Raw genomic sequence first — 23,347 nt, 5'->3', positions numbered from 1 at the left:
CATTCACTATTCACTATTCACTATTCACCCATTCACACGCCGCGCATCGCTGACGCTCGAATTATCCTTGAGCTGCGACAGCAGCCGGTTGAGGTGCTTCAGATCCCAGACTTCGAGATCGATCAGCATTTCGGTGAAGTCGGGCGCGGTGCGCACCATAGACAGCGTATGAATGTTGGCGTCGTTGGAGGCAACGACCTGGGCGATATCGGCGAGCGAGCCCGGCGCGTTGATGGCGGTGACCGAGACGCGCGCCGGAAAGCGCTCCTTGGTCTGCTCGTCAATGTCCCAGCGCACGTCGATCCAGCGCTCCGGCTGGTCGTCGAAGGCCTGCAGCGCCGGCGACTGGATGGGATAGATGGTGATGCCGGTGCCCGGCTGGACGATGCCGACGATGCGGTCGCCGGGCACGGCCCCTTCCGGCGCGAAACGCACCGGCAGGTCGCCGCGCACGCCGCGGATCGGTACCGCGCCATCGCGCGGCTGGTCCTTGTCCTTGCGCGCGGCTCGGGTGCCGGGCATCTGGAACAGCATGCCGGCGGCGTTGCGGATCTTCGACCAGCCCTCCTCGCGCTGCTTGGGGGCGCTGACGGTGACGCGCTCGTCCTTGTAGTCTGGGAAGACGGCCTTCATGACGTCGGTCGAGGCGAGTTCGCCGCGCCCGACCGAGGCTAGCACATCCTCGATGTCCTTGCGCGCCAGCCGGTGCAGCACCGGCTTCAGGCTTTCCTTGGTGAAAGTCTTGCCGGCGCGCTCGAAGGCGCGCTCGAGAATGCGGGCACCAAGACCTGAATATTGCTTGCGAATGGCGTTCTTGGTGGCGCGGCGGATGGCTGAACGCGCCTTGCCGGTGACCACCACCGACTCCCACGCCGCCGGCGGCACTTGCGCCTTGGAGCGGATGATCTCGACCTCGTCGCCATTCTTAAGTTCCGTCATTAGCGGCATGATGCGGCCGTTGACCTTGGCGCCGACGCAGGTGTCGCCGACGTCGGTGTGCACGGCATAGGCGAAGTCGATGGGGGTGGCGCCGCGCGGCAGAGCGATCAGCATGCCTTTCGGCGTGAAGCAGAACACCTGGTCCTGGAACAGCTCCAGCTTGGTATTTTCGAGGAAGTCTTCCGGGTTGTCGCCTTCTGCCAGTTGCTCGATGGTGCGCCGCAGCCAGGCATAGGCGTTGGTCTCCTTCGAGATCGCATGGGCGGCGCCGTTCGTCTTGCCGCCGGTGTCCTTGTAGATCGAATGGGCGGCGACGCCATATTCGGCGATCTTGTTCATCTCGCGGGTGCGGATCTGCAGTTCGACGCGCTGACGCGAGGGGCCGACAATGGTGGTGTGGATCGAACGGTAGTCGTTCTGCTTGGGCGTCGAGATGTAGTCCTTGAAGCGGCCAGGCACCATCGACCATGTGGTGTGGATGGCGCCGAGCGCACGGTAACAGTCTTCGACGCTGTCGACGACGACGCGGAAGCCGAAGATGTCCGAGAGCTGCTCGAAGGACAGCGCCTTGGCCTCCATTTTGCGGAACACCGACCAAGGCTTCTTCTGCCGGCTCTTCACGCCGGCGTTGATGGCATGCTTTTCGAACAGCGCCGACAGCGCCTTTTCGATGTCGGTCAGCACACCCTTGTTGCGCTCGAATATCTCGGCAAGCCTGGCTGTGACGGCGCGATAGGCTTCCGGATTGATGAAGCGGAAGGCGATCTCTTCCAGTTCCTCGCGCATGCCTTGCATGCCCATGCGCCCGGCCAGCGGCGCGTAGATATCCATCGTCTCCTCGGCGATGCGCAGGCGCTTGGCCTCGGGCATATGGTCGAGGGTGCGCATGTTGTGCAAACGGTCGGCGAGCTTGACCAGCAGAACGCGGACATCCTCCGAGATGGCCAGCAACAGCTTGCGCAGGTTTTCCGCCTGCTCGGCCTTCTTGGAGACGAGATCGAGCTTCTTCAGCTTGGTCAGGCCTTCGACCAGCTTGCCCATTTCGGGGCCGAACAGATCGTCGATCTCGGCCCGCGTCGCGGTGGTGTCCTCGATCGTGTCATGCAGCAAGGCGACGGCGATCGTCGCCTCGTCCATGTGCATTTCGGTGAGGATGGCGGCGACTTCGAGCGGATGCGAGAAATAGGGATCGCCGGAAGCTCGCTTCTGGTGGCCATGCTTCTGCATGGCGTAGACATAGGCCTTGTTGAGCAGCGCCTCGTTGACGTCAGGCTTGTAGCGCGCAACGCGCTCGACAAGCTCATACTGACGCATCATGGGCGGGTTCTCACGGTGCTGAAATGATTGATGCGCCGCACTGATGTACGGCGCATCTCATAGATAGCCACGAAACTCACGGGACGGAAGTGCCGGAACCATATTCCCGGCAGGTCCAGGGCAGCGATTAGTAGTCGTCGCTCTTTTCCGGGGGAACCAGGCCCTCGATGCCGGCCAAAAGGTCTTCCTCGGTCATGCGATCGAAGGTGACGTTTTCTTCCGCGTCGTCGGCGTCGGTAGCTGCAACTGCGTTGCCGGTCTGGTCGGCGATCGCCTCGCCGTCGGCCTCGGGCTCGTCAACCTCGACATGCTTCTGCAGCGAGTGGATCAGATCTTCCTTGAGGTCGTCGGGCGACAGCGTCTCGTCGGCGATCTCGCGCAGCGCCACGACCGGGTTCTTGTCGTTGTCGCGCGGCACGGTGATCGGCGCGCCCTGGCTGATCTGGCGGGCGCGATGGCCGGCAAGCAGCACGAGCTCGAAGCGGTTGTCGACCTTGTCGATGCAGTCTTCAACGGTTACGCGGGCCATTGATTGCCCCTTTCATGCCTGGATTTGATGGAAAACAGGCGCGGTCCATAACCCGAACGCCGCCAAAATACAAGCATTATGGCTCTGTGGCCCATGGGCTGGCGAATGCCAGCTTCTGGCGCCGCTGAATGCCTTGCCGGCGAAGCCCGCCTACCGGGCGACGACACGGCTCCGATCACAATTGCTTGCAGTGCGCCCCGGCACCCTTGGATTGCCGTAAAACTGGCGCTATCTCGGTTGACGAAAGGTCAGCCGGTTTATTTACGAGCCGAGCGTTATAAACGACCCATTTCGATTAGTCCGCCACCTATTTCGAAAAAGGAATATTGCCATGTTCGACCCCCGTGAAAAAATCGCTCTTTTCATAGACGGCGCCAATCTCTACGCCACCTCGCGCGCACTCGGCTTCGACATAGACTACCGCAAACTGCTGTCCAGCTTCCAGAAGCGCGGCTATTTGCTGCGGGCCTATTACTACACCGCTCTGGTCGAGGATCAGGAATACTCTTCGATCCGTCCCCTGATCGACTGGCTCGACTATAATGGCTTCAAGGTGGTGACCAAGCCGGCCAAGGAGTTCACCGACTCGACCGGCCGCCGCAAGATCAAGGGCAATATGGACATCGAACTGACCGTCGATGCGCTCGAACTTGCCGATGTCGTCGACCACTATGTCATCTTCTCCGGCGACGGCGATTTCCGCACACTGGTCGAAGCGCTACAGCGGCGCGGCCGCAAGGTCTCGATCGTCTCCACCATGGCCTCGCAACCACCGATGATCTCGGACGATCTGCGCCGCCAGGCCGACCATTTCATCGATTTGACCTCGCTGAAGAACGAGGTCGGCCGCGATCCCTCCGAACGGCCGGTGCGCAGGCCCGAGCCGGCCGAAGTCGAAGAGGAAGACTATTGACGGCGGCGGCCTTGGACGCCGCTCCCGAACCCGACCGCGACTGCCCGCTCTGCCCGCGCCTGCATGATTTCATCGCAGACTGGCGGCAGCGCGAGCCGTCGTGGTTCAATGCGCCGGTGCCGACTTTCCTGCCGCCTGATGGCGAGGACGCCGTCGAGCTGCTGATCGTCGGGCTGGCGCCCGGCCTGCGCGGCGCCAACCGCACCGGGCGACCGTTCACCGGCGACTATGCCGGCGACCTGCTCTACTCAACGATGATCGCTCACGGTCTTGCCCGCGGCGAGTTCAAGGCGCGGCCGGATGACGGGCTCGAACTGATCGGCACCGCGATCACCAATGCGGTGCGCTGCGTGCCGCCTGAAAACAAGCCGGTCGGCGCCGAGATCGCCACTTGCCGCAGCTTTCTGGTGCCGACGATTGCACGCTTTCCCAAACTGCGCGCCCTGCTGGCGCTGGGCTCCATCGCCCACCAGTCGACCGTCAGGGCGCTGGGCCAGCGCGTCGCCGCCTATCCGTTCAAGCACGGCGGTCAGTTGCCGGCCGGCGGCGTCACGCTGTTTTCCAGCTATCACTGCTCGCGCTACAACACCAACACTGGGGTGCTGACCGAAGCGATGTTCGTCAAGGTATTCAGCGAGATCGCGTCGTTCCTGCGGAACTAGACGCTGCCTCTCAAAATCCCTCGAGCACGATCTTGCCCTTGGCCTTGCCGGTCTCGATCAGCGCATGGGCGCGCTTCAGATTGGCGGCATTGATTGGGCCGAACGTCTCGCCCAGCGTGGTGCGGATGGTGCCGGCGTCGACAAGGCGCGCCAGTTCGTTGAGATGTTCGCCCTGCGCGGCCATATCGGGCGTTTCATACAGCGAGCGGGTGAACATCGGCTCCCAGTGGACCGAAACGCTCTTGCGACCCAGTCGCGGGTTTCGGGCCGCGATGCGGTGGCGATCATCGTCAGATCGGTCAGCTGGCGCGCGAGCTGGACCGCGATCGACCCGACGCCGCCGGCGCCGCCGACGATCAGGATGGTGTTCGCGGCGCCGATGACTAGCTTCTTCACATTGAGGCGGTCGAACAGCGCCTCAAAGGCGGTGATCGCCGTCGTCGGCAGTGCTGCCGCCTGCGCATAGCCGAGCGAGCCAGACTGGGCTCATCGCCCGCAAGGTCTATGCGCAGATGCCGCCGAAGGTCGAGTACAGCCCGACGCCTCGTGGCCGAAGCCTAGAGCCCGTGATCACCGTGCTGAAGGTCTGGGGCGATGCGAATGTGACGCTGGCGCCGGAGGTTTCCCAGGCCGCTTGAAGCGGAGGCGTGGCAACCGCTTGCGTTGGTCCGGCCCTCACACCGGCAGCAGCGCGTCCGGCTTCACGTCCGATATCGACGCATAGGTGTGCGTTTCCCTGACACCCGGCAGCGGCAGGATCACGCGCTTCAAAAAATCCTGATAGGCGGCCATTTCCGAAATGCGCGCTTTCACCAGATAGTCGAAGCCGCCCACGACCATATGGCACTCCAGCACTTCGGGGGCCCTTGCTACCGCTTCGGCGAAACGGTCGAACACATGCGGCGCCGCCTGGTCGAGCCTGACTTCGATGAAGACGAGCGTGCCGCGGCCGATCTTTTGCGGATTGAGCACGGCCCGGACCGCGGTGATGAAACCCTCACGGAAAAGGCGCTTCACGCGCTGGCTGGTGCCGGTCGGCGACAGGCCGACACGGGCTGCTAGGTCAAGCGTCGTGCGACGCCCGTCCTCCTGCAGCAACCGAAGCAGGCTGCGATCGATGGCGTCGAGCTGATCGGATTCATGATTCACGTTTGCAGCGCCCATATCGCGTGACTTTCACTTCCACATTGCGAAAACAGCATATTTTGACGCACCATTTTCGACAATAGGCTGCGTTTTCAACGAAAGCCGTCTGGAGGAAGTACCCTTCCGCTGGCAGGATCGAGCGGGACAAGAATGCGCGTGACAGAGGACCGAAACACGAAGCCGGCAATCCTTGCTGCCCTGGCCATGATCGGCATCTACGCCGTGCAGTTCGTCGCCGCCCGCTTCAGCCTGCGGGAACATCTGACCGCGACCGATTTGGCAACGTTGCGCTTTGCCGGCGCCGGCATGGTCATGCTGCTGGTCGTCTGGAGAAACGGCCGGGCGACTGGCAAGGCATTGGGCTGGAGGCGTGCCTTGACGCTGGCGGCACTGGCCGGACTGCCCTACCCTATCATCATCAATTGGGGACTGACCTATGCGCCGGCAGCGCATGGTGCCGCACTTTGCCCTGCCTCGATCGTGTTCTTCTCATTCGTGCTGTCGCGCATCGCCACGAGGGAGAAAACCTCGCGCCAGCGAACCATCGGCGTCGCAGCCATCATCGCCGGGCTGATCCTGTTCATTGCACCCGTGCGCACTGGCGGCGGCATGAAGGATGTCCTCTTCGGCGATCTTCTGTTCGTCGGATCCGGCGCGATGTTTGCCACCTATGCCGTTCTCGTGCGGCGCTGGCGCGTCGTTCCGGTTGCGGCGACCGCAACGGTGGTGCTGCTGTCATGCGTGCCGCTGCCGTTGCTCTATTTCTTTGCCCCAAGCGGCCTCCGCGCGGCATCAGTGGCCGAGATTGCCAGCCAGATCGTCATTCAAGGGTTTTTGGCAGGTGCGGCCGCCATGTTCCTGTACACCTATATCGTCCGGCAGCTGGGGTCGCAGGCGCCATCGCTGTTCATGCCATGCGTGCCGATCGCAACCGTGCTGATCGCGATGACGGTGCTCGGCGAGACGCCGACCGGCGCCCAGTTCGCCGCCGTACTGATCATGGCCGCGGGGATGGCTTTTTCGGCTCTTTCCAGGCCTGTTCCCAAGCCTGCGTAAGACTGCGGATGCCAAACTCAAGGCCAGCTGATTCGTTCAAGGCGATGGAGGCTTTTGCGAAGAGAGCGATGCGGGCGCAGCAAATAGCTCGGCCAGCGTTTGCTGCCCACCCTGCAGGACGTTGAGATCGACATCGCCCTCGATCCCGTCGACACGGCCCATATTGTGGTACTGCCAGTAAATCCAGCCGTCCTCGCTCGGCTTGAACGCCAGCGAGCGCAGCCAGCGCTGCCGCACAGCCATCTGTCCGGCATAGGCGTCCTCAGCCTCGTCGGTCAGGTAGATGATCGCCGGCTTGCCGAACGCAGCTTCAACCGGTCCGAGGAAGGCCTGGAGTTCCGCGCTCAGCTGCTCCGGCGACGGGCGTTGCGGGCAGTTGCCGCCGAATTCGATGTCGACGACCGGCGGCAGCAGCGGCTGGTCGTGCGGCACCACCGCGATGAAATTTTTCGCCTGGTCGGCGCCCGGCCGGCAGAAGGTGAAGAAGTGATAGGCGCCGACGGCGAGGCCGGCCGCGCGCGCCTCGCGCAGGTTTTTGGCGAAGGCATCGTCGACATGGTCGCCGCCCTCGGTCGCCTTGATGACAGCGAAGGCGACATCGTCGGCGGCAACGCGGCGCCAGTCGATTTCACCCTGATGATGGGAAACGTCGATACCCCTGACCGGATAGCTGTCACGATCGGGCGAGAAGGTCCGGAAATAGAAGAAGCCGCCTGCTGCGACGAGGCCGGCAAAGACCAGACTGGCCGCACCCCAGAGGATGATCCGGTTCTTCAAACCTTTCCCCATCGTGTTTTGCTGTTGCAGCTGTTCGAAACTTGAAAGCCGATGTCTGGCTTTTCTGGGGCTGCCTGAGATTCTAGCCGCGTTCCTTCATGAGCCGGCCCTTTTCGCGCGACCAGTCGCGCTGCTTTTCTGTCTCGCGCTTGTCGTGCAGTTTCTTGCCGCGGCCGACGGCGAGCAGCAGCTTGGCACGGCCCTGGTCGTTGAAGTAGATTTTCAGCGGCACCAGCGTCATGCCTTCGCGGTCGATGCTCTGCGCAAGTTTTGCCATCTCGCGCTTGTTGAGCAGCAGCTTGCGGCGCCGTCTGGGCTCATGGTTGAAGCGGTTGGCCTGCAGGTATTCCGGCAGATAGGAATTGATCAGCCAGATCTCGCCGCCCTCCACCGAGGCGTAGCTGTCCTGGATGTTGGCCTGGCCCTGGCGCAGCGACTTGACCTCGGTGCCGGTCAGCACCAGGCCGGCCTCGACGGTGTCGAGCACCTCATAGGAAAACCGCGCCTTGCGGTTTTCCGCAACGGTTTTGTTGTTTGGATCGGCTTTTCTGACTTGGTTCATGATGTGGAGAGGTGGCGCCTCATCCCTAGTTTATCAAGCCGGCGTGCTTCATCGCCGCATCGATCTTCTCGGCGGTCGACGCCTCGATGGTCACCAGCGGCGAGCGCACCACGTTCTCGACCTTGCCAATCTTCGACAGCGCATATTTGACGCCGCACAGGCCGGGCTCAAGGAAGATCGCCTTGTGCAGCGGCAACAGACGATCCTGCAATTCCAGCGCCTTGGCGCTGTCACCGGACAGTGTGGCTTCCTGGAATTCGGCGCACAGCCGCGGCGCGACATTCGACGTCACCGAGATGCAGCCGACGCCGCCATGGGCGTTGAAGCCGAGCGCCGAGGCATCCTCCCCTGAAAGCTGGATGAAATCCTTGCCGCAGGTGGCGCGCTGTTCGGACACGCGCTCGACCTTGCCGGTGGCATCCTTGACGCCGACGATGTTCTGGAAGTCGCGCGCCAGCCTGCCCATCGTCTCCGGCATCATGTCGATCACCGAGCGCGGCGGGATGTTGTAGATGATGATCGGCAGCTTGGTCGCCCTGGCGACAGCGGCGAAATGCTCGTACAAGCCGCGCTGTGTTGGCTTGTTGTAATAAGGCGTGACGACCAGAGCGGCATCGGCGCCCGCCTGCTCGGCATATTGCACCAGACCGACCGCTTCAGCGGTGTTGTTGGAGCCGGCGCCGGCGACGACCGGAGCGCGGCCCTTGGCCACATCGATGCAGACCTTGACGACATGGCGATGCTCGTCATGCGACAGCGTCGGCGACTCACCGGTGGTGCCGACCGGGACGAGGCCCGTCGTGCCCTCGCCAAGTTGCCATTCGACGAAAGCGCGAAAGGCTTTCTCGTCGAAACGTCCGCTCTTTTCGAACGGCGTCACGAGCGCAGTAAGCGAGCCTCTCAGCATGTCGTCCAACTCCTTGGAACTTGTTTGTTTATGCGTATCATCGTCCCAAAACCGGTTCCCGCTTTTGGGCGACATGCATCGGGCGCCTTCTAGCCGAAAGCTAAGCCGCGCACCATAGTCTCGACACTGTTGCGCGGCAAGCATGCCGATGGTGCCAGCAAGCGCAATTCGAACGGCCTCGATAACCCTTTGTTTACGAGCTCTTCACGACCTAAGTCTAGGCTCTCGGGCACCTGGGCTTGCCATCTAAAGTGCCGCAACAGGGAAAGATCAGGATCATGCCGGCCAGTCGGCCACTCCGCTTCATATTGCTTGGCGCCGTTGCCCTGCTGATAGTGGGGACGGCGGCAAACGAGAGCGTCGACGAGCAGACGACCTCATCGATCCCGATGCCTGACATGCAAGATGGAGCGCAGACCGATGCGCCCTCCGCCAATATCGCCGTGTTGAAAGGCAGTCTCGACGCGTTGGCGACCGGCGATATCGCCGCGGCACGAGCGGTGCGCGAAACATTGCCGGCCAGTTCGCTGGACCGCCATATCCTGGCCTGGGCGATCGCGCTCTATGGCGGCGACCGTGTGCCGAGCAGCGAGATTGCCGATACCGCAAAGATGTTGCCGAATTGGCCGGGCACCATCGCTCTGCGCAAGAACAGCGAGCGCGCGCTTTATCGCGAAAACCCCTCGCCGCAGACCGTGGTGAAAGCCTTTGACGGCAGCCAGCCGCTGACCTTTCAAGGCGTGGTCATCCTTGCCCGTTCTTATTTAGCTCTTGGCAACACCAAGGCTGCGCTTTCCGTGCTGTCGCCATTCTGGCGCACCGAGAAGCTGGAAGCCAGGGACGAGGCGGCCGTCAGCAAGGAGTTTGGCGCCATCATTCCGGCTGCCGACCATCGTTTCCGCATGGAACGGATGTTTTATGCCGACCGGGAGAATTCGGCGCTGCGGGTCGCAGCCCTTGCCGGCGCGCAACCGCTGGCCGATGCCTGGGCCGCCGCCTCGCGTGGCGACAAGAACGCGGCCAAGCTGTTGAAAGCAGTGCCTGCCGCACAGCAATCGGCCGGCTATTTCTTCGCGCAAGCCGAATATCTGCGCAAGCAGCGGAAGTTTGCGGACGCCGCCGCGGTGGTAATGAAAGCGCCAACGAACCGCGACGCGCTGGTCGATCCCGATGCCTGGTGGGTCGAGCGCCGCGTGCTGTCGCGCGCGCTGGTCGATCAGGGCGACTGGAAGACCGCTTACAAGATCGTTGCCGCGCACGCCGCCGAAAGTCCCGCGAGTGCCGCCGAGGCGGAATTCCACGCCGGCTGGTATGCGCTGCGCGGCCTCAACGATCCTGCGATGGCCTCGACCCATTTTGCCCGCATCGCCGATCTCGCGCAGGGACCGATGTCGCTGTCACGCGCCTATTACTGGCTTGGCCGCGCGGCGGAAGCCGGCGGTCCCGGCAATGCGAAGGATTATTTCACCAAGGCGGCGGCCTATGGCACCACTTTCTACGGCCAGTTGGCGGCGGAACGGGTTGGCTTGCGCACGCTGAACATCGCCTATCCCGAGCCAAGCACTGCCGACCGCCAAAGCTTTGACGGCCGCGAAGCGGTCAGCGCCATCAAGCGGCTGCAGGAGGCGGGCTACGACCGATATGCCGAGACGCTCTACCGCGATCTCGCCGGGCAGTTGACCAGTCCCGGCGAGCTGGCGCTGCTTGCGGTGCTGGCGGAAAAGCAGGGCAATCATTTCATGGCGCTGAAGATCGGCAAGATCGCCGGCGCGCGCGGCATCGACGTCGGCGCGCTGTCGCATCCGCTGGGCGTCATTCCCGACACCGCCGACATTTCCGGCTCCGGCAAGGCGCTGGCCTATGCGATCGCTCGCCAGGAAAGCGAATTCAATGTCGGCGCCGTCTCCAGCGCCGGCGCGCGCGGCCTGCTGCAGCTGATGCCGGGCACTGCCAAGCAATTGGCGAAGAAGGCAGGACTGAGCTTTTCCCAGGATCGGCTGACCAGCGATGCCGGTTACAATGCGACGTTGGGGGCTGCCTTCCTCGGCGAGCAGCTCGACCGCTTCGGCGGCTCCTATGTGCTGACCTTCGCCGGCTACAATGCCGGCCCCAACCGCGCCAGCCAATGGGTAGCCAAGTACGGCGACCCGCGCGGCAAGGGCATCGACGCCGTCGTCGACTGGATCGAGCGGATTCCCTACACCGAAACAAGAAGTTACGTGCAGCGCGTGATGGAGAATTACGAGGTCTACAAGATGCGTATTTCGGGGAAGTACGACATCGTTGGGGATTTGGTGAACGGGCGGGGTTGAGGCGGCAGAGCTGTCGCCATGGGCAGACGTTGGCGATCCTTCGCGCCCCCCTCTGGCCTGCCGGCCATCTCCCCCACGAGTGGGGAGATCAGCTGTCGTTGCCGATTTCGCCAATCTCCAACGTCGAAGGAAGGGCGTAGCGCCTGAACCGCCAATCTCCCCCCTCGTGGGGGAGATGTCCGGCAGGACAGAGGGGGGCGCTGTCCCTCCGACATTTCCAAGAGTGTCAGCTTGCCGACAACCCTCGATTTGACCGCTCCCACCCTCGCCTGTAGCAGACGGAGACAATCCGGCCAGGGAGTCCTTTCAATATGTCGAGCACCGACGGCTTTTCCGATTTCTTCTACACAGCGCCGGACGGCCTCAGACTTCACGCTCGCATCTACGGTGAGACAAACTCGGGAAACTGGCCGGTGGTCTGCCTGCCCGGCCTGACCCGCAACGCGCGCGACTTTCATGAGTTGGCGCTTTATTTGTCACAGCGGGCCGACAATCCGCGCAAGGTCATCGCCTTCGACTACCGTGGCCGCGGCCAGTCCGCTTACGACCCTGATATCGGCCACTACACTATCGGCATCGAGGCCGGCGATGTCCTCGCCGGGCTGGCTGCCCTGGACGTCGAGGAAGCGGCCTTCATCGGCACATCGCGTGGCGGACTGATCATCCACGTGCTCGGCGCGCTGCGGCCAGCCATACTGAAAGCCATAGTGCTGAACGACATCGGACCCGTGATCGAGGCCGCGGGGCTGGCCCATATCCAAACCTATCTCGACCCGGCACCGGAACCGAAGAGCCGCCATGAGGCGATCGATGCGCAACGCGTCGCGCACGACGCGGATTTTCCCGCTCTGACCGCGGCGGATTGGGAGCGGATGGTGTCGGCCGTCTACCGCGAGACGGACGAAGGCCTCCTGTTGCCGGATTTCGACCCCCAACTGGTCGAGACGGTGGCGGGCCTCGACCTCAGCAAGCCGTTGCCGGATCTGTGGCCACAGTTCGAGGCGCTGGCGGCGATACCTTTGCTTGCCATTCGCGGCGCCAACTCGAAACTCTTGTCGGCCGACACACTCGACGAGATGCAAAAGCGTCATCCCGGCATGGAAGCGACCACCGTCGAGGGCCAAGGCCATGCCCCCTTCCTGGAGACAGGCAATTTGCCGGGCGCTATCGCGGCCTTCCTGAATGGAGTACCAAATGCGGCCCAGAAAAAGTAAACCCCAAGATCAAAGATGATCCTGGGGTTGCCGAGGCAGTATATGAAAGCCTTGGGTAACTATTTGGCTTTCGAGCTTTTCCGGGGCGCCTTGGGTGCCTTCGCCGCTGCCGCTTTACTTTTTTGAGCAGGCGCTGGCACTGAGGCCGTGGTCAGCGGCGATGCGAAGGCCGAGCTTTTTCCATCGCCGGATAACCCCTCGCCGCGGGCCGTTTCCAGCACGACAACGCAGCCGTCGAGATCGTTGGTGGCCAGATGCGCATAGCGCATGGTCATCGAAAGCGTCTGGTGGCCGAGCCACATCTGCACGCGGCGGATGTCGATGCCGCCCTGGACCAGACGCGAGGCACAGGTGTGACGCAAGATGTGCGGAACCACCTGGTCGTCGGCGCCGAGACCGACTTCGGCCTTGGCATCGTTCCAGATGGCGCGAAACTGCGCCTGGCTGAGTTTGGTGAACGGACCTTTGGGCCGGCGGCCCTCTGAGGGCGGCAGTTTGATCACCTCCTTGACCCGCTCGGTCATCGGGATGGTGCGGCTGCGGCCGGATTTGGTGATCCAGAACGAGACGCGGTGTTCCTGGATGTCGTTCCAGATCAGTCCGAGCGCCTCGCCGAGACGGCATCCGGTGTCCACGAGAAAGCATGAAAGACGGTAGGCATCCTCGCTGCGGGTCCTGATGGCGGCGAACAGCCTTGCTTCTTCGTCCCTTTCGAGGAAACGTATCCGTCCCGCCCGCTCCTTCTGGCGGCGGAACTCGGGCAGGCTGTGGATATCCCCCATCTTGTAAGCCTTGCGCAGCAGTTTGCTGAGGGCAGCCATCTTTCGATTGATGGTTGCGTTGCTGTTGCCGCGCTGGCGCAAGGTGCCGATAAGGTTGTCAAGGGTGCTCTGGTCGAAGGCGCTGAACCGTTCTCCGAGGAGAATCTCGTCTATTTCGCCGATGAAGGAGCTGACATTGTACTTATGTCGCCCATCATCCCAGAGTATGTCTCGGTACGCTGAAAAAAGCTCTCCGACCCGGTGCGACTTTACTTCTCTGATCTTGTTGTAGCTGTATTTTATCTTCGCATTTTGAGAAGAGAACATTGAGAAATGTTCGGAGGGGTCGCCCTCTTGTATCGCTTCGATGGTCATAAATTGCCACACCCCCGAGTGGATAGAGTCAGACCTACCCGCTTGGAAGCGTCCTTTCAAGAGATTTAATCACGCAGTTGTGAATTCATCCACCATCAGCGGATCCCACGAACTCACCCTACGGACTGTTCAGCTGCCGATTCCCCCTGTTCCTTCTGCTTGTCTTGACCCAGTCACGAACCAAAACAGCCCGGGCGTTGAATCGCCCGGGCTGGTATTCACCTGTTTAAAGCTAGCCCTTAGAACGAGCGCTGGAAGCGGAGCATGCCGCCAATGGCGTCGTCATCACGGGCATCGGTCCAATCGGAGTCGCCAACGTTGATGTAGTCGACTTCGGCCGTGACCGTGAAGCCGGGGACGACGTCATAGGCGATGTTCGCCGCGGCGCCGAAGTTCTTGTCCTCGTCATACGAAAGCTGGACGTTGAACGAGGTCTTCTCGTTGATGGTGTAGGTGCCACCACCCCAGACTGCCCAGTTGCCGCCCCACTGCTTGTAGAAGCCGCGGCCGCCGGCCGGGATTGCCCAGGTCGGATCCGACAGATTGTCGTCGGTGCCGTAGCCGCCAATGATGAACAGCGACAGGTTCTGCATCGGGGTGACGTCCAAACGCACCTTGCCGGCTACTTCTTCATAGTTGCTGTCGTAAGCAATGACGCCGGTGATGGCGCCCCAGCCCTGCGTATACTTCAGACCGCCGACGACATGCGGAACATAGCTGTCGATGGTGCCGACGACGCCAGCGCCTTCTTCGAGCGAGAGGACGGCGGAGAAGCCGTTGCCCGCATCGAAATAGTACTGGATGACGTTGGTGTCGAAGCCGCCGTAGGGGACCAGCGTATCCTGGATGACGTTGCCGGCATAGCCGATGAACGTATTGAAGGCCGATTCGTCCTTACCAACGCGCAAGCCACCGAGCTGGATCCAGGCGAAGTTCAGCGAAACGCTCTTCATGCCGGCCGGATTGCTATCGAAAGCGGTTTCATCGACGAGGGGTGTGGCCGGATCATCAGCGATGTTGGTGGCGTACCGATTGTTGTTGCCGAAGTTGAAGCGGGTCTCGGTGTAGGTCTTCAAGGTGCCGAGTTCGGTTTCCTGGCCGGTCCAGGTCTTGAAGGTGGCGCGGGCATTCTTGTACCAGGTGTCCTGCGCGTCACCATCTTCGTGGTCGAGCGACTCCGCACCCGTGAATGCGCCGACGTCGCCGGCGCCGATATCGTAGCGGACATAGCCGCCGATGCGCAGGCAGGTTTCGGTGCCGGGAATGTAGAAGTAGCCCGAGCCGTAAACGTCGCAAATCTTGACGTATTCAGCCGGTTCCGGCTCGGCGACGACGACGGCGTCGGCGGCGCGCGCACCGGAAACTGCGATCAGGGCCGCAGCGGAGCCGAGGAGAAGGCTCTTAATGTTCATTTTCTGACCTCCAGTCAAAAGTTAAAAAACGGGTCTGGGTATTCTTTGCTGAAGGACAGCGTTCCCTGCCCCATCCCCACTACCGAAAAAGATGCGCACCGCGCCGCTCCTTCGAAATCGACATTACCCATGAGGCGGCGGCGTTCAACCACGATCGTACCGGCGAAAGGGCTATGCGGGCGCTATCCCCATGCGTTGTTGCACAAATGACACGATTTGGCCTCAGTCAGAAAGCTCTCATTAACCATCGAAGGGCCCGCAAGCCTTATCCAGCGCCGCGCAATGCGGCCGAATCCGGCGATGGCCGGCCAGAATTGCGGCCATGTCGCCGACTCGCCAGCCAGGGAACTGCCGTAGAATCGCCGCATGCAAAAGGCGCCGCTGCGGCCGAATGCGGATTTTTCAACGATTATCGCGCCGGCTTGTTGATTGTGCCGGCGCTTTTCTCTATCCAGCGGCGCAACGGAGAGGTGGCCGAGTGGTCGAAGGCGCTCCCCTGCTAAGGGAGTAGAGGTCAAAAGCTTCTCGTGGGTTCGAATCCCATCCTCTCCGCCATCCTGCTTCGCTCTTCGAGCTTCGCAGGACAAGCCCAACCCTCAGCGCGAAGCAGGATGGCGGAGAGGATGCCCTCCGAAGCCTTGGCGTAGGAGGGCCGGACCGTGTGGTGTGCTACGTGCCGCACAGCGTAAGCCCAGAGAATCCCTTGCAAATTCGATTGGCAGTCCTGCTTCGCTCTTCGAGCTTCGCAGGACAAGCCCAACCCTCAGCGCAAAGCAGGATGGCGGAGAGGATGCCCTCCGAAGCCTTGGCGTAGAAGGGCCGGACCGTGTGGTGTGCTACGTGCCGCACAGCGTAAGCCCAGACAATCCCTTGCAAAATTCGATTGGCAGTCCTGCTTCGCTCTTCGAGCTTCGCAGGACAAGCCCACCTCAGCGCGAAGCAGGATGGCGGAGAGGATGCCCTTCGACGCCCGGCAAAGGAGAGCAGCTCATGTGGTAAGAGCAGCTCATGTGGTATGTGTATCTTCTGGAGAGTGCGGCTGCCGAACGCGAACGCTATATCGGCATAACGACGGACCTGAAACGACGGCTTGTCGAGCACAATGCGGGGAAATCCAGCCATACATCCAAGTTTCTGCCGTGGCGGATCGTGACCTATATGGCCTTTTCGAACCAGGGCAAGGCAGCTTCATTCGAGCGCTATCTCAAATCCGGTTCAGGGCATGCCTCCGCAAACAAGCGCCTGTGGTGATGGCCGCATCACCCGCAGCAAAGTTCCATTTTTCAATAGACCTCAACAATAACAACTGATTACAGCGAAAACGCCTGTCGCCGGCTTCACTGTCTTGTTCGATTCTGACTGGAGGTCAGAAAATGAACATTAAGAGCCTTCTCCTCGGCTCCGCTGCGGCCCTGATCGCAGTTTCCGGTGCGCGTGCCGCCGACGCCGTCGTCGTCGCCGAGCCGGAACCGGCTGAATACGTCAAGATTTGCGACGTCTACGGCGCCGGCTACTTCTACATTCCCGGCACCGAAACCTGCCTGCGCATCGGCGGCTATGTCCGCTACGACATCGGCGCCGGCGACGTCGGCTCGTTCGACGGTGCGAGGTCCTTCGACCATAAGGATGGCGACGAGCAGGATACCTTCTACAAGAACGCCCGCTTCACGCTGAAGACCTGGACCGGCCAGGAAACCGAACTCGGCACCTTGAAGACCTACACCGAGACCCGCTTCAACTTCGGCAATCGTAACGGCTATCCGTCGGCAGACGATCCGGCAACGGAAGCAGACGAGTTCAACTCCAACCCTGCCGGCAACAAGAACGTTTCGCTGAACTTCGCCTGGATCCAGCTCGGTGGTCTGCGCGTCGGTAAAGACGAATCGGCCTTCGACACGTTCATCGGCTACGCCGGCAACGTCCTTCAGGATACGCTCGTTCCCTACGGCGACTTCGACACCAACGTCGTCCAGTACTACTTCGATGCGGGCAACGGCTTCTCGGCCGTCGTCTCTCTCGAAGAAGGCTCGGGCTTCGACACCATCGACAGCTACGTTCCGCATGTCGTCGGCGGCGTGAAGTACACGCAGGGCTGGGGCGCCATCACCGGCGTCGTCGCTTATGACAGCAACTATGAAGAAGTCGCCGGCAAGGTTCGGTTGGACATCACCCCGATGCAGAACCTGTCGCTGTTCATCATGGGCGGCTACGGCACCGACGACAATTTGACGGACTCGAGCTATGCGATCGACGCTGGCGGCCGCGGCTTCTACAAGCAGTGGGGCGGCAACTGGGCATTCTGGGGTGGCGGCACCTACACCATCAACGAGAAGACCTCGTTCAATGCCCAGGTCTCGTATGACGAATGGAAGAATCTCGGTGTTGCCGCCAACATCGCCTACGACGTTGTTCCCGGCTTCACGGTCACGGCCGAAGTCGACTACCTCAATGCAGGCAAGTTCGACGACGCCAATTTCTCCAACTTCACCAACGCCGACAAGAAGAGCAGCATCGGCGGTCTCCTCCGCTTCCAGCGCTCGTTCTAAGACGCTCAGCCTGGCTGAAAATCGAACCCGGCGGGCAACCGCCGGGTTTTCTTTTTGAAGCGCCCGTCGCCATTGGCTGCAGTGCTGGCCTTCAAAAGGGTTGCCGCCTACCGGCGGTCAGGTCGTAGAGCGTGGCCACCCGCGCCGATTTCATCACGGGCGTGATGGCCACTATTTCCAGCCGCGCCAGAACTTGCGCCGTCCTATTGGGCACGCTAGCAAGAAGGCCCATCTTCTCGTGAGCCTTTGCCATGCGCCAGCGCCCTGCCCTCACGCCGCTTGTCGGCGCGCTTCCCTCGACGGTGCCGTTTGTCGGACCGGAAGCGCAGGAGCGCGAGCGCGGACGTGCTTTTCGCGCCCGCATCGGCGCCAATGAAAGCAGCTTCGGGCCTTCGCCGCGCGTTATCGCCCGTATGGAGCGCGTCGCGCGTGACCAGTGGATGTATTGCGATCCCGACAATTACGAGCTGAAGCAGGCTGCGGCCGCCCATCTCGGCATCGGCGCCGAAAACGTCGTGGTCGGCGAAGGCATAGACGGGCTGCTTAGCCTGGTGGCGCGCATGTATGTCGCGCTTGGCGACGCGGTGGTCACCTCGCTCGGCGCCTATCCGACCTTCAACTTCCACGTTGCCGGCGTCGGCGGCCGGCTGGTCACGGTGCCTTACGAGAACGACAAGGAAAGCCTGGACGGCCTGCTCAAGGCAGTCATCAAGGAGAAGGCGCCGCTGGTCTATCTCTCCAATCCGGACAATCCGATGGGCAGCTGGTGGGAAGCAGGAGATATCACCCGCTTGGTCGAAGCGTTGCCGGAAACCACCATGCTGGTGCTCGACGAGGCCTATGGCGAATTGGGGCCGGCCTCGGCGCTGCCGCCGATCGATGTCGCGCGACCCAATGTCATCCGCATGCGCACCTTCTCCAAGGCATACGGGCTGGCCGGCATACGCTGCGGCTATGCGGTGGCGGAAGCCGAGGTGATCCGTGACTTCGAGAAGATCCGCAACCATTACGGCGTCAGCCGCATGGCGCAGATCGCCGGCGTCGAGGCGCTGGCCGACCAGGACTGGCTGCACAGCGTGGTGGCGCGAGTCGCTGCCGGCCGCACACGTATAGCCGGGATTGCGGAGACGAACGGGCTGAAGCCGCTGCCATCGGCGACCAATTTCGTCACCATCGACTGCGGCCAGGACGGCGCCTTCGCGCTGAAAGTGCTGCAAAACCTTTTGTCGCGCGACGTTTTCATCCGCAAGCCGATGGCGCCAAGGCTCGAACGTTGCATCCGGGTCAGCGTCGGCCTCGATCATGAACTCCACATCTTTGCCGAGGAACTGCCCGGCGCACTCGCCGCGGCGCGGGGAAACTAGCCCCGCCGATTGCCATCGCAACAGAGCCTGCCGAGGCCGCCAAGGCCAAAACAGAATCAGCCGGGCCCCCGGCTTCCGTCGATCCAACAACAATCCAACCCTTCAAGGCTGTTGCTTTCGTCCGATCCCGCGCCAGTTCTTGAGCATGGGAGATAACGACCGGCAAAAGGCGGTGCAGGCGCGCATGCATGGTAAGGTGCAAGGCGTCGGCTACCGGATGTGGGCGCGACGCGAAGCGATAAGGCTTGGCCTCGTAGGTTGGGTACGCAATGAACGAGACGGCACGGTGACGGCCTCGATTGCCGGTGCCGATGCTGCGGTTTCCACAATGATCGAACGGCTCCGGCAAGGGCCAAGGGGAGCTTCGGTTTCGAGGGTCGAGATCGAAGAATTCGAACTCCTCGACGCGCCCATCGACTTTCGGATCATTGTCTAGATGGAACCACTTTATTGCCGCTTGAATTAATTGAACGTTCGTTTTATTACTAAATACCGGGAGACGATCATGGCACGCACAACGGGATCCGACGGCGAAAAAACTGAAGCGGCCGTCCGCGAGGCAGCGGTCAGCCTGATCGCCCGCTTCGGCTATGAGGCGACGTCGATGCGGCAGCTTGCCGCCGAGGTCGGCGTCCAGGCGGCCGCGCTCTACCGCTATTTTCCGACCAAGGAAGACCTGCTGTTCACGCTGATGCGCGAACATATGGAAGGGCTGATCGAAGCGTGGGACGCCGCACGCCCCGACGCTGCCGATCCGGCAACGCGGCTTGCCGCCTATGTCGAAAACCACATCGCTTTCCACATCGAGCGCCGCCACTCCACCCATGTCTCGAACATGGAATTGCGCAGCCTGTCACATGACCGGCTGACGCAGATCCTTCGCATGCGCACCGCCTATGAGAAGGAGTTGCGCGCCATCCTGCGCGACGGCGCGGAGGCCGGCGCCTTCAGTGTCGATGACACCGGGCTCACTGCCATGGCGCTGATCCAGATGATGACCGGCGTCATCGTCTGGTTCCGGCCGGGCGAGCGGCTGTCGATGGCTGAAGTCACGGCGACATATCTTTCAATGACAATGCGCCTGGTTGGCGCGAACATAGACGGCAAGACTTACAGCGCCGCGCGTCCCTTCGGACGCGCAAATGACGCTGTAGCATTTTGATTTCGCGCATGATCCTTTCCGAAAATCAAAGTTGATTTCGGGGTCATGCGGCAGGAGGGAACGGCATGTACACGAACACACTCAGCTTCGGGCATGGCGAGGACATCGAGGCGCTGCGCGATCTGGTGCGCCGCTTTGCCCAGGAGAAAATAGCGCCGATCGCCGCCGAGATCGACCGCAGCAACCAGTTCCCCGCGCATCTGTGGAAAGAACTCGGCGCGCTCGGCCTGCTTGGAATCACCGCCGATCCCGATTTCGGCGGTAGCGGCATGGGCTACCTCGCCCATGTCATTGCGGTGGAAGAGATTTCGCGCGCCTCGGGCTCGGTCGGCCTTTCCTACGGCGCCCATTCGAACCTCTGCGTCAACCAGATCAACCGCTGGGCGAGACCTGCGCAGAAGGAGAAATTCCTGCCGGCATTGTGCTCGGGCGAAAGGGCAGGTGCGCTGGCCATGTCGGAATCGGGCGCCGGCTCCGACGTCGTCTCGCTCAAGCTGCGCGCCGAAAAGCGCAACGACCGCTATGTGCTCAACGGCTCGAAAATGTGGATCACCAACGGCCCCGACGCTGAAACGCTGGTGGTCTACGCCAAGACCGATCCGGAGCGGAAATCGCACGGCATCACCGCCTTCATCGTCGAAAAGACGATGGCCGGCTTCTCGGCATCGCCAAAGCTCGACAAGCTCGGCATGCGCGGCTCCAACACCGGCGAACTGGTGTTCGACAATGTCGAGGTGCCCTATGACAATGTGCTGCATGAGGAGGGCCGCGGCGTCGAGGTCCTGATGTCGGGCCTCGACTACGAGCGCACCGTGCTCGCCGGCGGACCGCTCGGGCTCATGGCGGCTTGTCTCGACGTGGCGATCCCCTATGTGCATGAGCGCAAGCAGTTCGGCCAGCCGATCGGCGAGTTCCAGCTCGTGCAGGGCAAACTTGCAGACATGTATTCGACGATGAACGCCGCGCGCGCTTACGTTTATGCTGTCGCGGCTGCCTGCGATCGCGGCCAGACGACACGCAAGGATGCTGCCGGCTGCGTGCTGTTTGCCGCCGAAAAGGCGACGCTGATGGCGCTCGACGCCATCCAGCTGCTTGGCGGCAACGGCTATACCAACGAGTACCCGACCGGCCGGCTGTTGCGCGACGCCAAGCTCTACGAGATCGGCGCCGGGACCAGTGAGATTCGCCGCTGGCTGATCGGACGCGAGATCATGGCGGAGGGGGTTTAGCATGGCCGTACTCCAAACCCAGATCTCGCCCTCCTCCGAAACCTTCCGCGCCAATGCTGAGCGCATGCGGGCGCTGGTTGCCGACATTGCGGAGAAAGCAACCAGCGTCGAGCGCGGTGGCTCGGAGGAGGCGCGCGAGCGTCATGTTTCGCGCGGCAAGCTGTTGCCGCGCGAGCGGCTGGCGCAATTGCTCGACACCGGCTCGCCTTTCCTCGAGATCGGCCAGTTCGCGGCATGGTCCATGTATGGCGAGGAGATTTCCTCGGCCGGCATCATCGCCGGCGTCGGCCGTGTCGAAGGGACCGAGGTGATGGTCGTGGTCAACGACGCCACGGTGAAGGGCGGCACCTATTATCCGCTCACGGTGAAGAAGCATTTGCGCGCGCAGGAGATCGCGCTGCAAAACAATCTGCCTTGCGTCTATCTGGTCGACAGCGGCGGCGCCAACCTGCCCAACCAGGACGAGGTGTTTCCCGACCGCGAGCATTTCGGCCGCATCTTCTACAACCAGGCCAACATGTCGGCGGCCGGCATTCCGCAGATCGCCTGCGTCATGGGCTCATGTACTGCGGGCGGCGCCTATGTGCCGGCAATGTCGGACGAGACGATCATGGTGCGCAACCAGGCGACCATTTTTCTCGGCGGCCCGCCGCTGGTGAAGGCGGCTACGGGCGAAGATGTCAGCGCCGAGGAGCTTGGCGGCGCCGACGTGCACACCAGGCTGTCCGGTGTCGCCGACCACTATGCGCTGGACGACGAACATGCGCTCGCGATTTGCCGGCGCATCGTCAAGAACCTCAACCGGCGCAAGACCGTAAGCCTGAGCTTACAGGAACCCGCGCCGCCGCTTCACGATCCGCGTGAACTCTATGGCATCGTGCCGACGGATTTGCGCCAGCCCTATGATGTGCGCGAGGTGATCGCGCGCGTCGTCGACGGCTCCGAGTTCGACGAGTTCAAGCAGAATTACGGCACCACGCTGGTCACCGGCTTTGCCCATCTTCAGGGCATGCCGGTCGGCATCATCGCCAATAATGGCGTGCTGTTTTCCGAAAGTGCTGTCAAGGGCGCGCATTTCATCGAACTGTGCTGCCAGCGCAAGATCCCGCTGATCTTCCTGCAGAACATCACCGGCTTCATGGTCGGGCGGAAATACGAGGCCGGCGGCATCGCCAAGGACGGCGCCAAGCTGGTGATGGCGGTCGCCACCGCTCGCGTGCCGAAGGTGACCATGATCATCGGCGGCTCGTTCGGCGCCGGCAATTACGGCATGTGCGGACGCGCCTACTCGCCGCGGTTCCTGTGGATGTGGCCGAATGCGCGCATTTCGGTGATGGGCGGCGAACAGGCGGCGACCGTGCTGGCGGTGGTCAAGCGCGAGGGCATCGAGCGCAAGGGCGGTGAGTGGAGCGCGGACGAGGAAGCGAAATTCAAGAAGCCGATCCTGATGAAATACGAGCATGAGGGCCACCCGCTCTACTCCTCGGCGCGGCTGTGGGACGACGGCATCATCGATCCGGGGAAAACGCGCGAAGTGCTCGCGCTCAGCCTTTCGGCCGCGCTCAACGCCGACATCGAAGAAACGAAGTTCGGCGTGTTCAGGATGTAGATGAGCAAGTTCGGCGAACGGATACATGTCCACACCGGCGACATCACCAGGCTTGCGGTCGATGCCATCGTCAACGCCGCCAATTCCTCGCTGCCGGGCGGCGGCGGCGTCGACGGCGCCATTCACCGCGCCGCAGGCCCGGAGCTCGAATTCGAATGCCGGATGCTGAACGGCTGCAAGGTCGGCGAAGCAAAGCTTACCAAGGGCTATCACCTGCCGGCACGTTACATCATCCACACGGTGGGACCTGTCTGGCAAGGCGGCGGAAAAGGCGAAGCCGGGCTGCTCGCCTCCTGCTATATCAGGTCGCTCGAAATCGCCGCCGCCAGGGATTGCCGGACCGTGGCATTTCCGGCGATCTCCACCGGCATCTACCGTTATCCGAAAAATGAGGCGACGCAGATTGCCGTTGGCATCGCAGGTACCTTCGTCGGACAGAACTCAACGCCCGAAACAGTTATTTTCTGCTGCTTCGACGAGCCAACAGCTCAACTATACCGACAAGCCGTTGCTGCCATTGGAGGATGCTAGTCTGCATGGATAAGATGGTTCATC

22 protein-coding genes, 1 tRNA gene and 2 pseudogenes are annotated in these 23,347 nt (G+C 62.1%); 15 read left to right on the top strand and 10 right to left on the bottom strand.

Annotated elements, in window-relative coordinates:
- Window positions 1–24 precede the first annotated feature (24 nt).
- Window positions 25–2,256, bottom strand: coding sequence for a RelA/SpoT family protein (locus NKJ58_RS13895; protein ID WP_023670236.1), 2,232 nt, complete (start codon window positions 2,254–2,256; stop codon window positions 25–27).
- A 127-nt stretch (window positions 2,257–2,383) separates the two neighbouring features.
- Window positions 2,384–2,785: a DNA-directed RNA polymerase subunit omega gene (gene rpoZ / locus NKJ58_RS13890; protein WP_023670235.1), complete on the bottom strand. Its 402-nt coding sequence runs from the start codon at window positions 2,783–2,785 to the stop codon at window positions 2,384–2,386.
- Window positions 2,786–3,116: 331 nt separating this feature from the next.
- On the opposite strand from rpoZ, the gene NKJ58_RS13885 reads away from it, so the two are divergent.
- Both NKJ58_RS13885 and NKJ58_RS13880 read left to right on the top strand, forming a co-directional pair.
- On the top strand, window positions 3,117–3,698 hold the full coding sequence (locus tag NKJ58_RS13885) for a LabA-like NYN domain-containing protein (protein WP_023670234.1): 582 nt from the start codon (window positions 3,117–3,119) through the stop codon (window positions 3,696–3,698).
- Window positions 3,695–4,360, top strand: a complete 666-nt coding sequence (locus NKJ58_RS13880) for a uracil-DNA glycosylase (RefSeq protein ID WP_023731417.1) — start codon at window positions 3,695–3,697, stop codon at window positions 4,358–4,360. Before NKJ58_RS13885 ends, NKJ58_RS13880 begins: the two co-directional genes overlap by 4 nt.
- A 10-nt stretch (window positions 4,361–4,370) precedes the next feature.
- Here the strand turns inward: NKJ58_RS13880 and NKJ58_RS13875 are convergent.
- Window positions 4,371–4,834 (bottom strand): annotated as a pseudogene (locus NKJ58_RS13875) (zinc-binding dehydrogenase); the annotation flags it as partial.
- 8 nt (window positions 4,835–4,842) lie between these two features.
- On the opposite strand from NKJ58_RS13875, the pseudogene NKJ58_RS13870 reads away from it, so the two are divergent.
- Window positions 4,843–4,998: pseudogene (locus NKJ58_RS13870) on the top strand (winged helix-turn-helix transcriptional regulator); the annotation flags it as partial.
- A 37-nt stretch (window positions 4,999–5,035) separates the two neighbouring features.
- On the opposite strand, the gene NKJ58_RS13865 reads toward NKJ58_RS13870, so the two are convergent.
- Entirely contained in the window at window positions 5,036–5,524 is a 489-nt protein-coding gene (locus NKJ58_RS13865) for an Lrp/AsnC family transcriptional regulator (protein WP_050592001.1), read from the bottom strand.
- 138 nt (window positions 5,525–5,662) lie between these two features.
- Here NKJ58_RS13865 and NKJ58_RS13860 point away from each other — a divergent pair, with 138 nt between their 5' ends.
- Window positions 5,663–6,562 (top strand): DMT family transporter, encoded by a 900-nt coding sequence (locus NKJ58_RS13860; RefSeq protein WP_245263125.1) that lies wholly within the window; start codon window positions 5,663–5,665, stop codon window positions 6,560–6,562.
- A 36-nt stretch (window positions 6,563–6,598) separates the two neighbouring features.
- On the opposite strand, the gene NKJ58_RS13855 is transcribed toward NKJ58_RS13860, so the two are convergent.
- The 3 genes from NKJ58_RS13855 to dapA form a co-directional block, all read right to left on the bottom strand.
- Window positions 6,599–7,339, bottom strand: a complete 741-nt coding sequence (locus NKJ58_RS13855; RefSeq protein WP_023670227.1) for a glycoside hydrolase family 25 protein — start codon at window positions 7,337–7,339, stop codon at window positions 6,599–6,601.
- A gap of 82 nt (window positions 7,340–7,421) precedes the next feature.
- Complete coding sequence (gene smpB, locus NKJ58_RS13850; protein ID WP_023670226.1) at window positions 7,422–7,901, bottom strand: SsrA-binding protein SmpB; 480 nt, start codon at window positions 7,899–7,901, stop codon at window positions 7,422–7,424.
- 25 nt (window positions 7,902–7,926) lie between these two features.
- Window positions 7,927–8,808: a 4-hydroxy-tetrahydrodipicolinate synthase gene (gene dapA / locus NKJ58_RS13845; protein ID WP_352853324.1), complete on the bottom strand. Its 882-nt coding sequence runs from the start codon at window positions 8,806–8,808 to the stop codon at window positions 7,927–7,929.
- Between the two features lie 278 nt (window positions 8,809–9,086).
- On the opposite strand from dapA, the gene NKJ58_RS13840 reads away from it, so the two are divergent.
- Together NKJ58_RS13840 and NKJ58_RS13835 are read left to right on the top strand one after the other, a co-directional pair.
- Window positions 9,087–11,120, top strand: a complete 2,034-nt coding sequence (locus NKJ58_RS13840) for a lytic transglycosylase domain-containing protein (RefSeq protein ID WP_352853322.1) — start codon at window positions 9,087–9,089, stop codon at window positions 11,118–11,120.
- A gap of 311 nt (window positions 11,121–11,431) precedes the next feature.
- A complete protein-coding gene (locus NKJ58_RS13835) occupies window positions 11,432–12,334 on the top strand; it encodes an alpha/beta fold hydrolase (RefSeq protein WP_352853320.1) in 903 nt (300 codons plus the stop codon).
- 59 nt (window positions 12,335–12,393) lie between these two features.
- On the opposite strand, the gene NKJ58_RS13830 is transcribed toward NKJ58_RS13835, so the two are convergent.
- Together NKJ58_RS13830 and NKJ58_RS13825 are read right to left on the bottom strand one after the other, a co-directional pair.
- Window positions 12,394–13,470 carry a tyrosine-type recombinase/integrase gene (locus tag NKJ58_RS13830; RefSeq protein ID WP_352853318.1) on the bottom strand — a complete coding sequence of 359 codons (1,077 nt, stop codon included), beginning with the start codon at window positions 13,468–13,470 and terminating at the stop codon, window positions 12,394–12,396.
- Window positions 13,471–13,709: 239 nt separating this feature from the next.
- Entirely contained in the window at window positions 13,710–14,882 is a 1,173-nt protein-coding gene (locus NKJ58_RS13825; RefSeq protein WP_352625976.1) for a porin, read from the bottom strand.
- Between the two features lie 464 nt (window positions 14,883–15,346).
- On the opposite strand from NKJ58_RS13825, the gene NKJ58_RS13820 reads away from it, so the two are divergent.
- The 3 genes from NKJ58_RS13820 to NKJ58_RS13810 all read left to right on the top strand — a co-directional run bounded on the left by NKJ58_RS13820 (window position 15,347) and on the right by NKJ58_RS13810 (window position 17,428).
- Window positions 15,347–15,437, top strand: a tRNA-Ser gene (locus tag NKJ58_RS13820).
- A 453-nt stretch (window positions 15,438–15,890) separates the two neighbouring features.
- Window positions 15,891–16,133, top strand: a complete 243-nt coding sequence (locus NKJ58_RS13815) for a GIY-YIG nuclease family protein (protein WP_023747471.1) — start codon at window positions 15,891–15,893, stop codon at window positions 16,131–16,133.
- A gap of 122 nt (window positions 16,134–16,255) precedes the next feature.
- Window positions 16,256–17,428, top strand: coding sequence for a porin (locus tag NKJ58_RS13810; RefSeq protein ID WP_023687273.1), 1,173 nt, complete (start codon window positions 16,256–16,258; stop codon window positions 17,426–17,428).
- A 91-nt stretch (window positions 17,429–17,519) separates the two neighbouring features.
- On the opposite strand, the gene NKJ58_RS13805 is transcribed toward NKJ58_RS13810, so the two are convergent.
- Entirely contained in the window at window positions 17,520–17,681 is a 162-nt protein-coding gene (locus tag NKJ58_RS13805) for a hypothetical protein (protein ID WP_023687272.1), read from the bottom strand.
- Here NKJ58_RS13805 and NKJ58_RS13800 point away from each other — a divergent pair.
- The 6 genes from NKJ58_RS13800 to NKJ58_RS13775 all read left to right on the top strand — a co-directional run bounded on the left by NKJ58_RS13800 (window position 17,680) and on the right by NKJ58_RS13775 (window position 23,323).
- A complete protein-coding gene (locus NKJ58_RS13800) occupies window positions 17,680–18,792 on the top strand; it encodes a pyridoxal phosphate-dependent aminotransferase (protein ID WP_352853317.1) in 1,113 nt (370 codons plus the stop codon). The two genes, NKJ58_RS13805 and NKJ58_RS13800, sit on opposite strands and share 2 nt — an antisense overlap.
- A 145-nt stretch (window positions 18,793–18,937) precedes the next feature.
- Window positions 18,938–19,228, top strand: a complete 291-nt coding sequence (locus NKJ58_RS13795) for an acylphosphatase (RefSeq protein ID WP_023732008.1) — start codon at window positions 18,938–18,940, stop codon at window positions 19,226–19,228.
- A gap of 69 nt (window positions 19,229–19,297) precedes the next feature.
- The gene (locus tag NKJ58_RS13790; protein WP_023735525.1) at window positions 19,298–19,954 is read left to right on the top strand and encodes a TetR/AcrR family transcriptional regulator; all 657 of its coding nucleotides are present in this window, start codon (window positions 19,298–19,300) and stop codon (window positions 19,952–19,954) included.
- A gap of 65 nt (window positions 19,955–20,019) precedes the next feature.
- Complete coding sequence (locus tag NKJ58_RS13785; protein WP_352853316.1) at window positions 20,020–21,183, top strand: isovaleryl-CoA dehydrogenase; 1,164 nt, start codon at window positions 20,020–20,022, stop codon at window positions 21,181–21,183.
- A 1-nt stretch (window position 21,184) separates the two neighbouring features.
- Window positions 21,185–22,792, top strand: a complete 1,608-nt coding sequence (locus tag NKJ58_RS13780; RefSeq protein ID WP_352853314.1) for a carboxyl transferase domain-containing protein — start codon at window positions 21,185–21,187, stop codon at window positions 22,790–22,792.
- Window positions 22,793–23,323 carry an O-acetyl-ADP-ribose deacetylase gene (locus NKJ58_RS13775; RefSeq protein ID WP_352853312.1) on the top strand — a complete coding sequence of 177 codons (531 nt, stop codon included), beginning with the start codon at window positions 22,793–22,795 and terminating at the stop codon, window positions 23,321–23,323. It begins immediately after the preceding gene.
- Window positions 23,324–23,347 lie beyond the last annotated feature (24 nt).

Source organism: Mesorhizobium sp. M0139 (genome assembly GCF_040322455.1).
Classification (GTDB): domain Bacteria; phylum Pseudomonadota; class Alphaproteobacteria; order Rhizobiales; family Rhizobiaceae; genus Mesorhizobium.
This window is presented reverse-complemented; position numbering and strand designations above follow the sequence as displayed.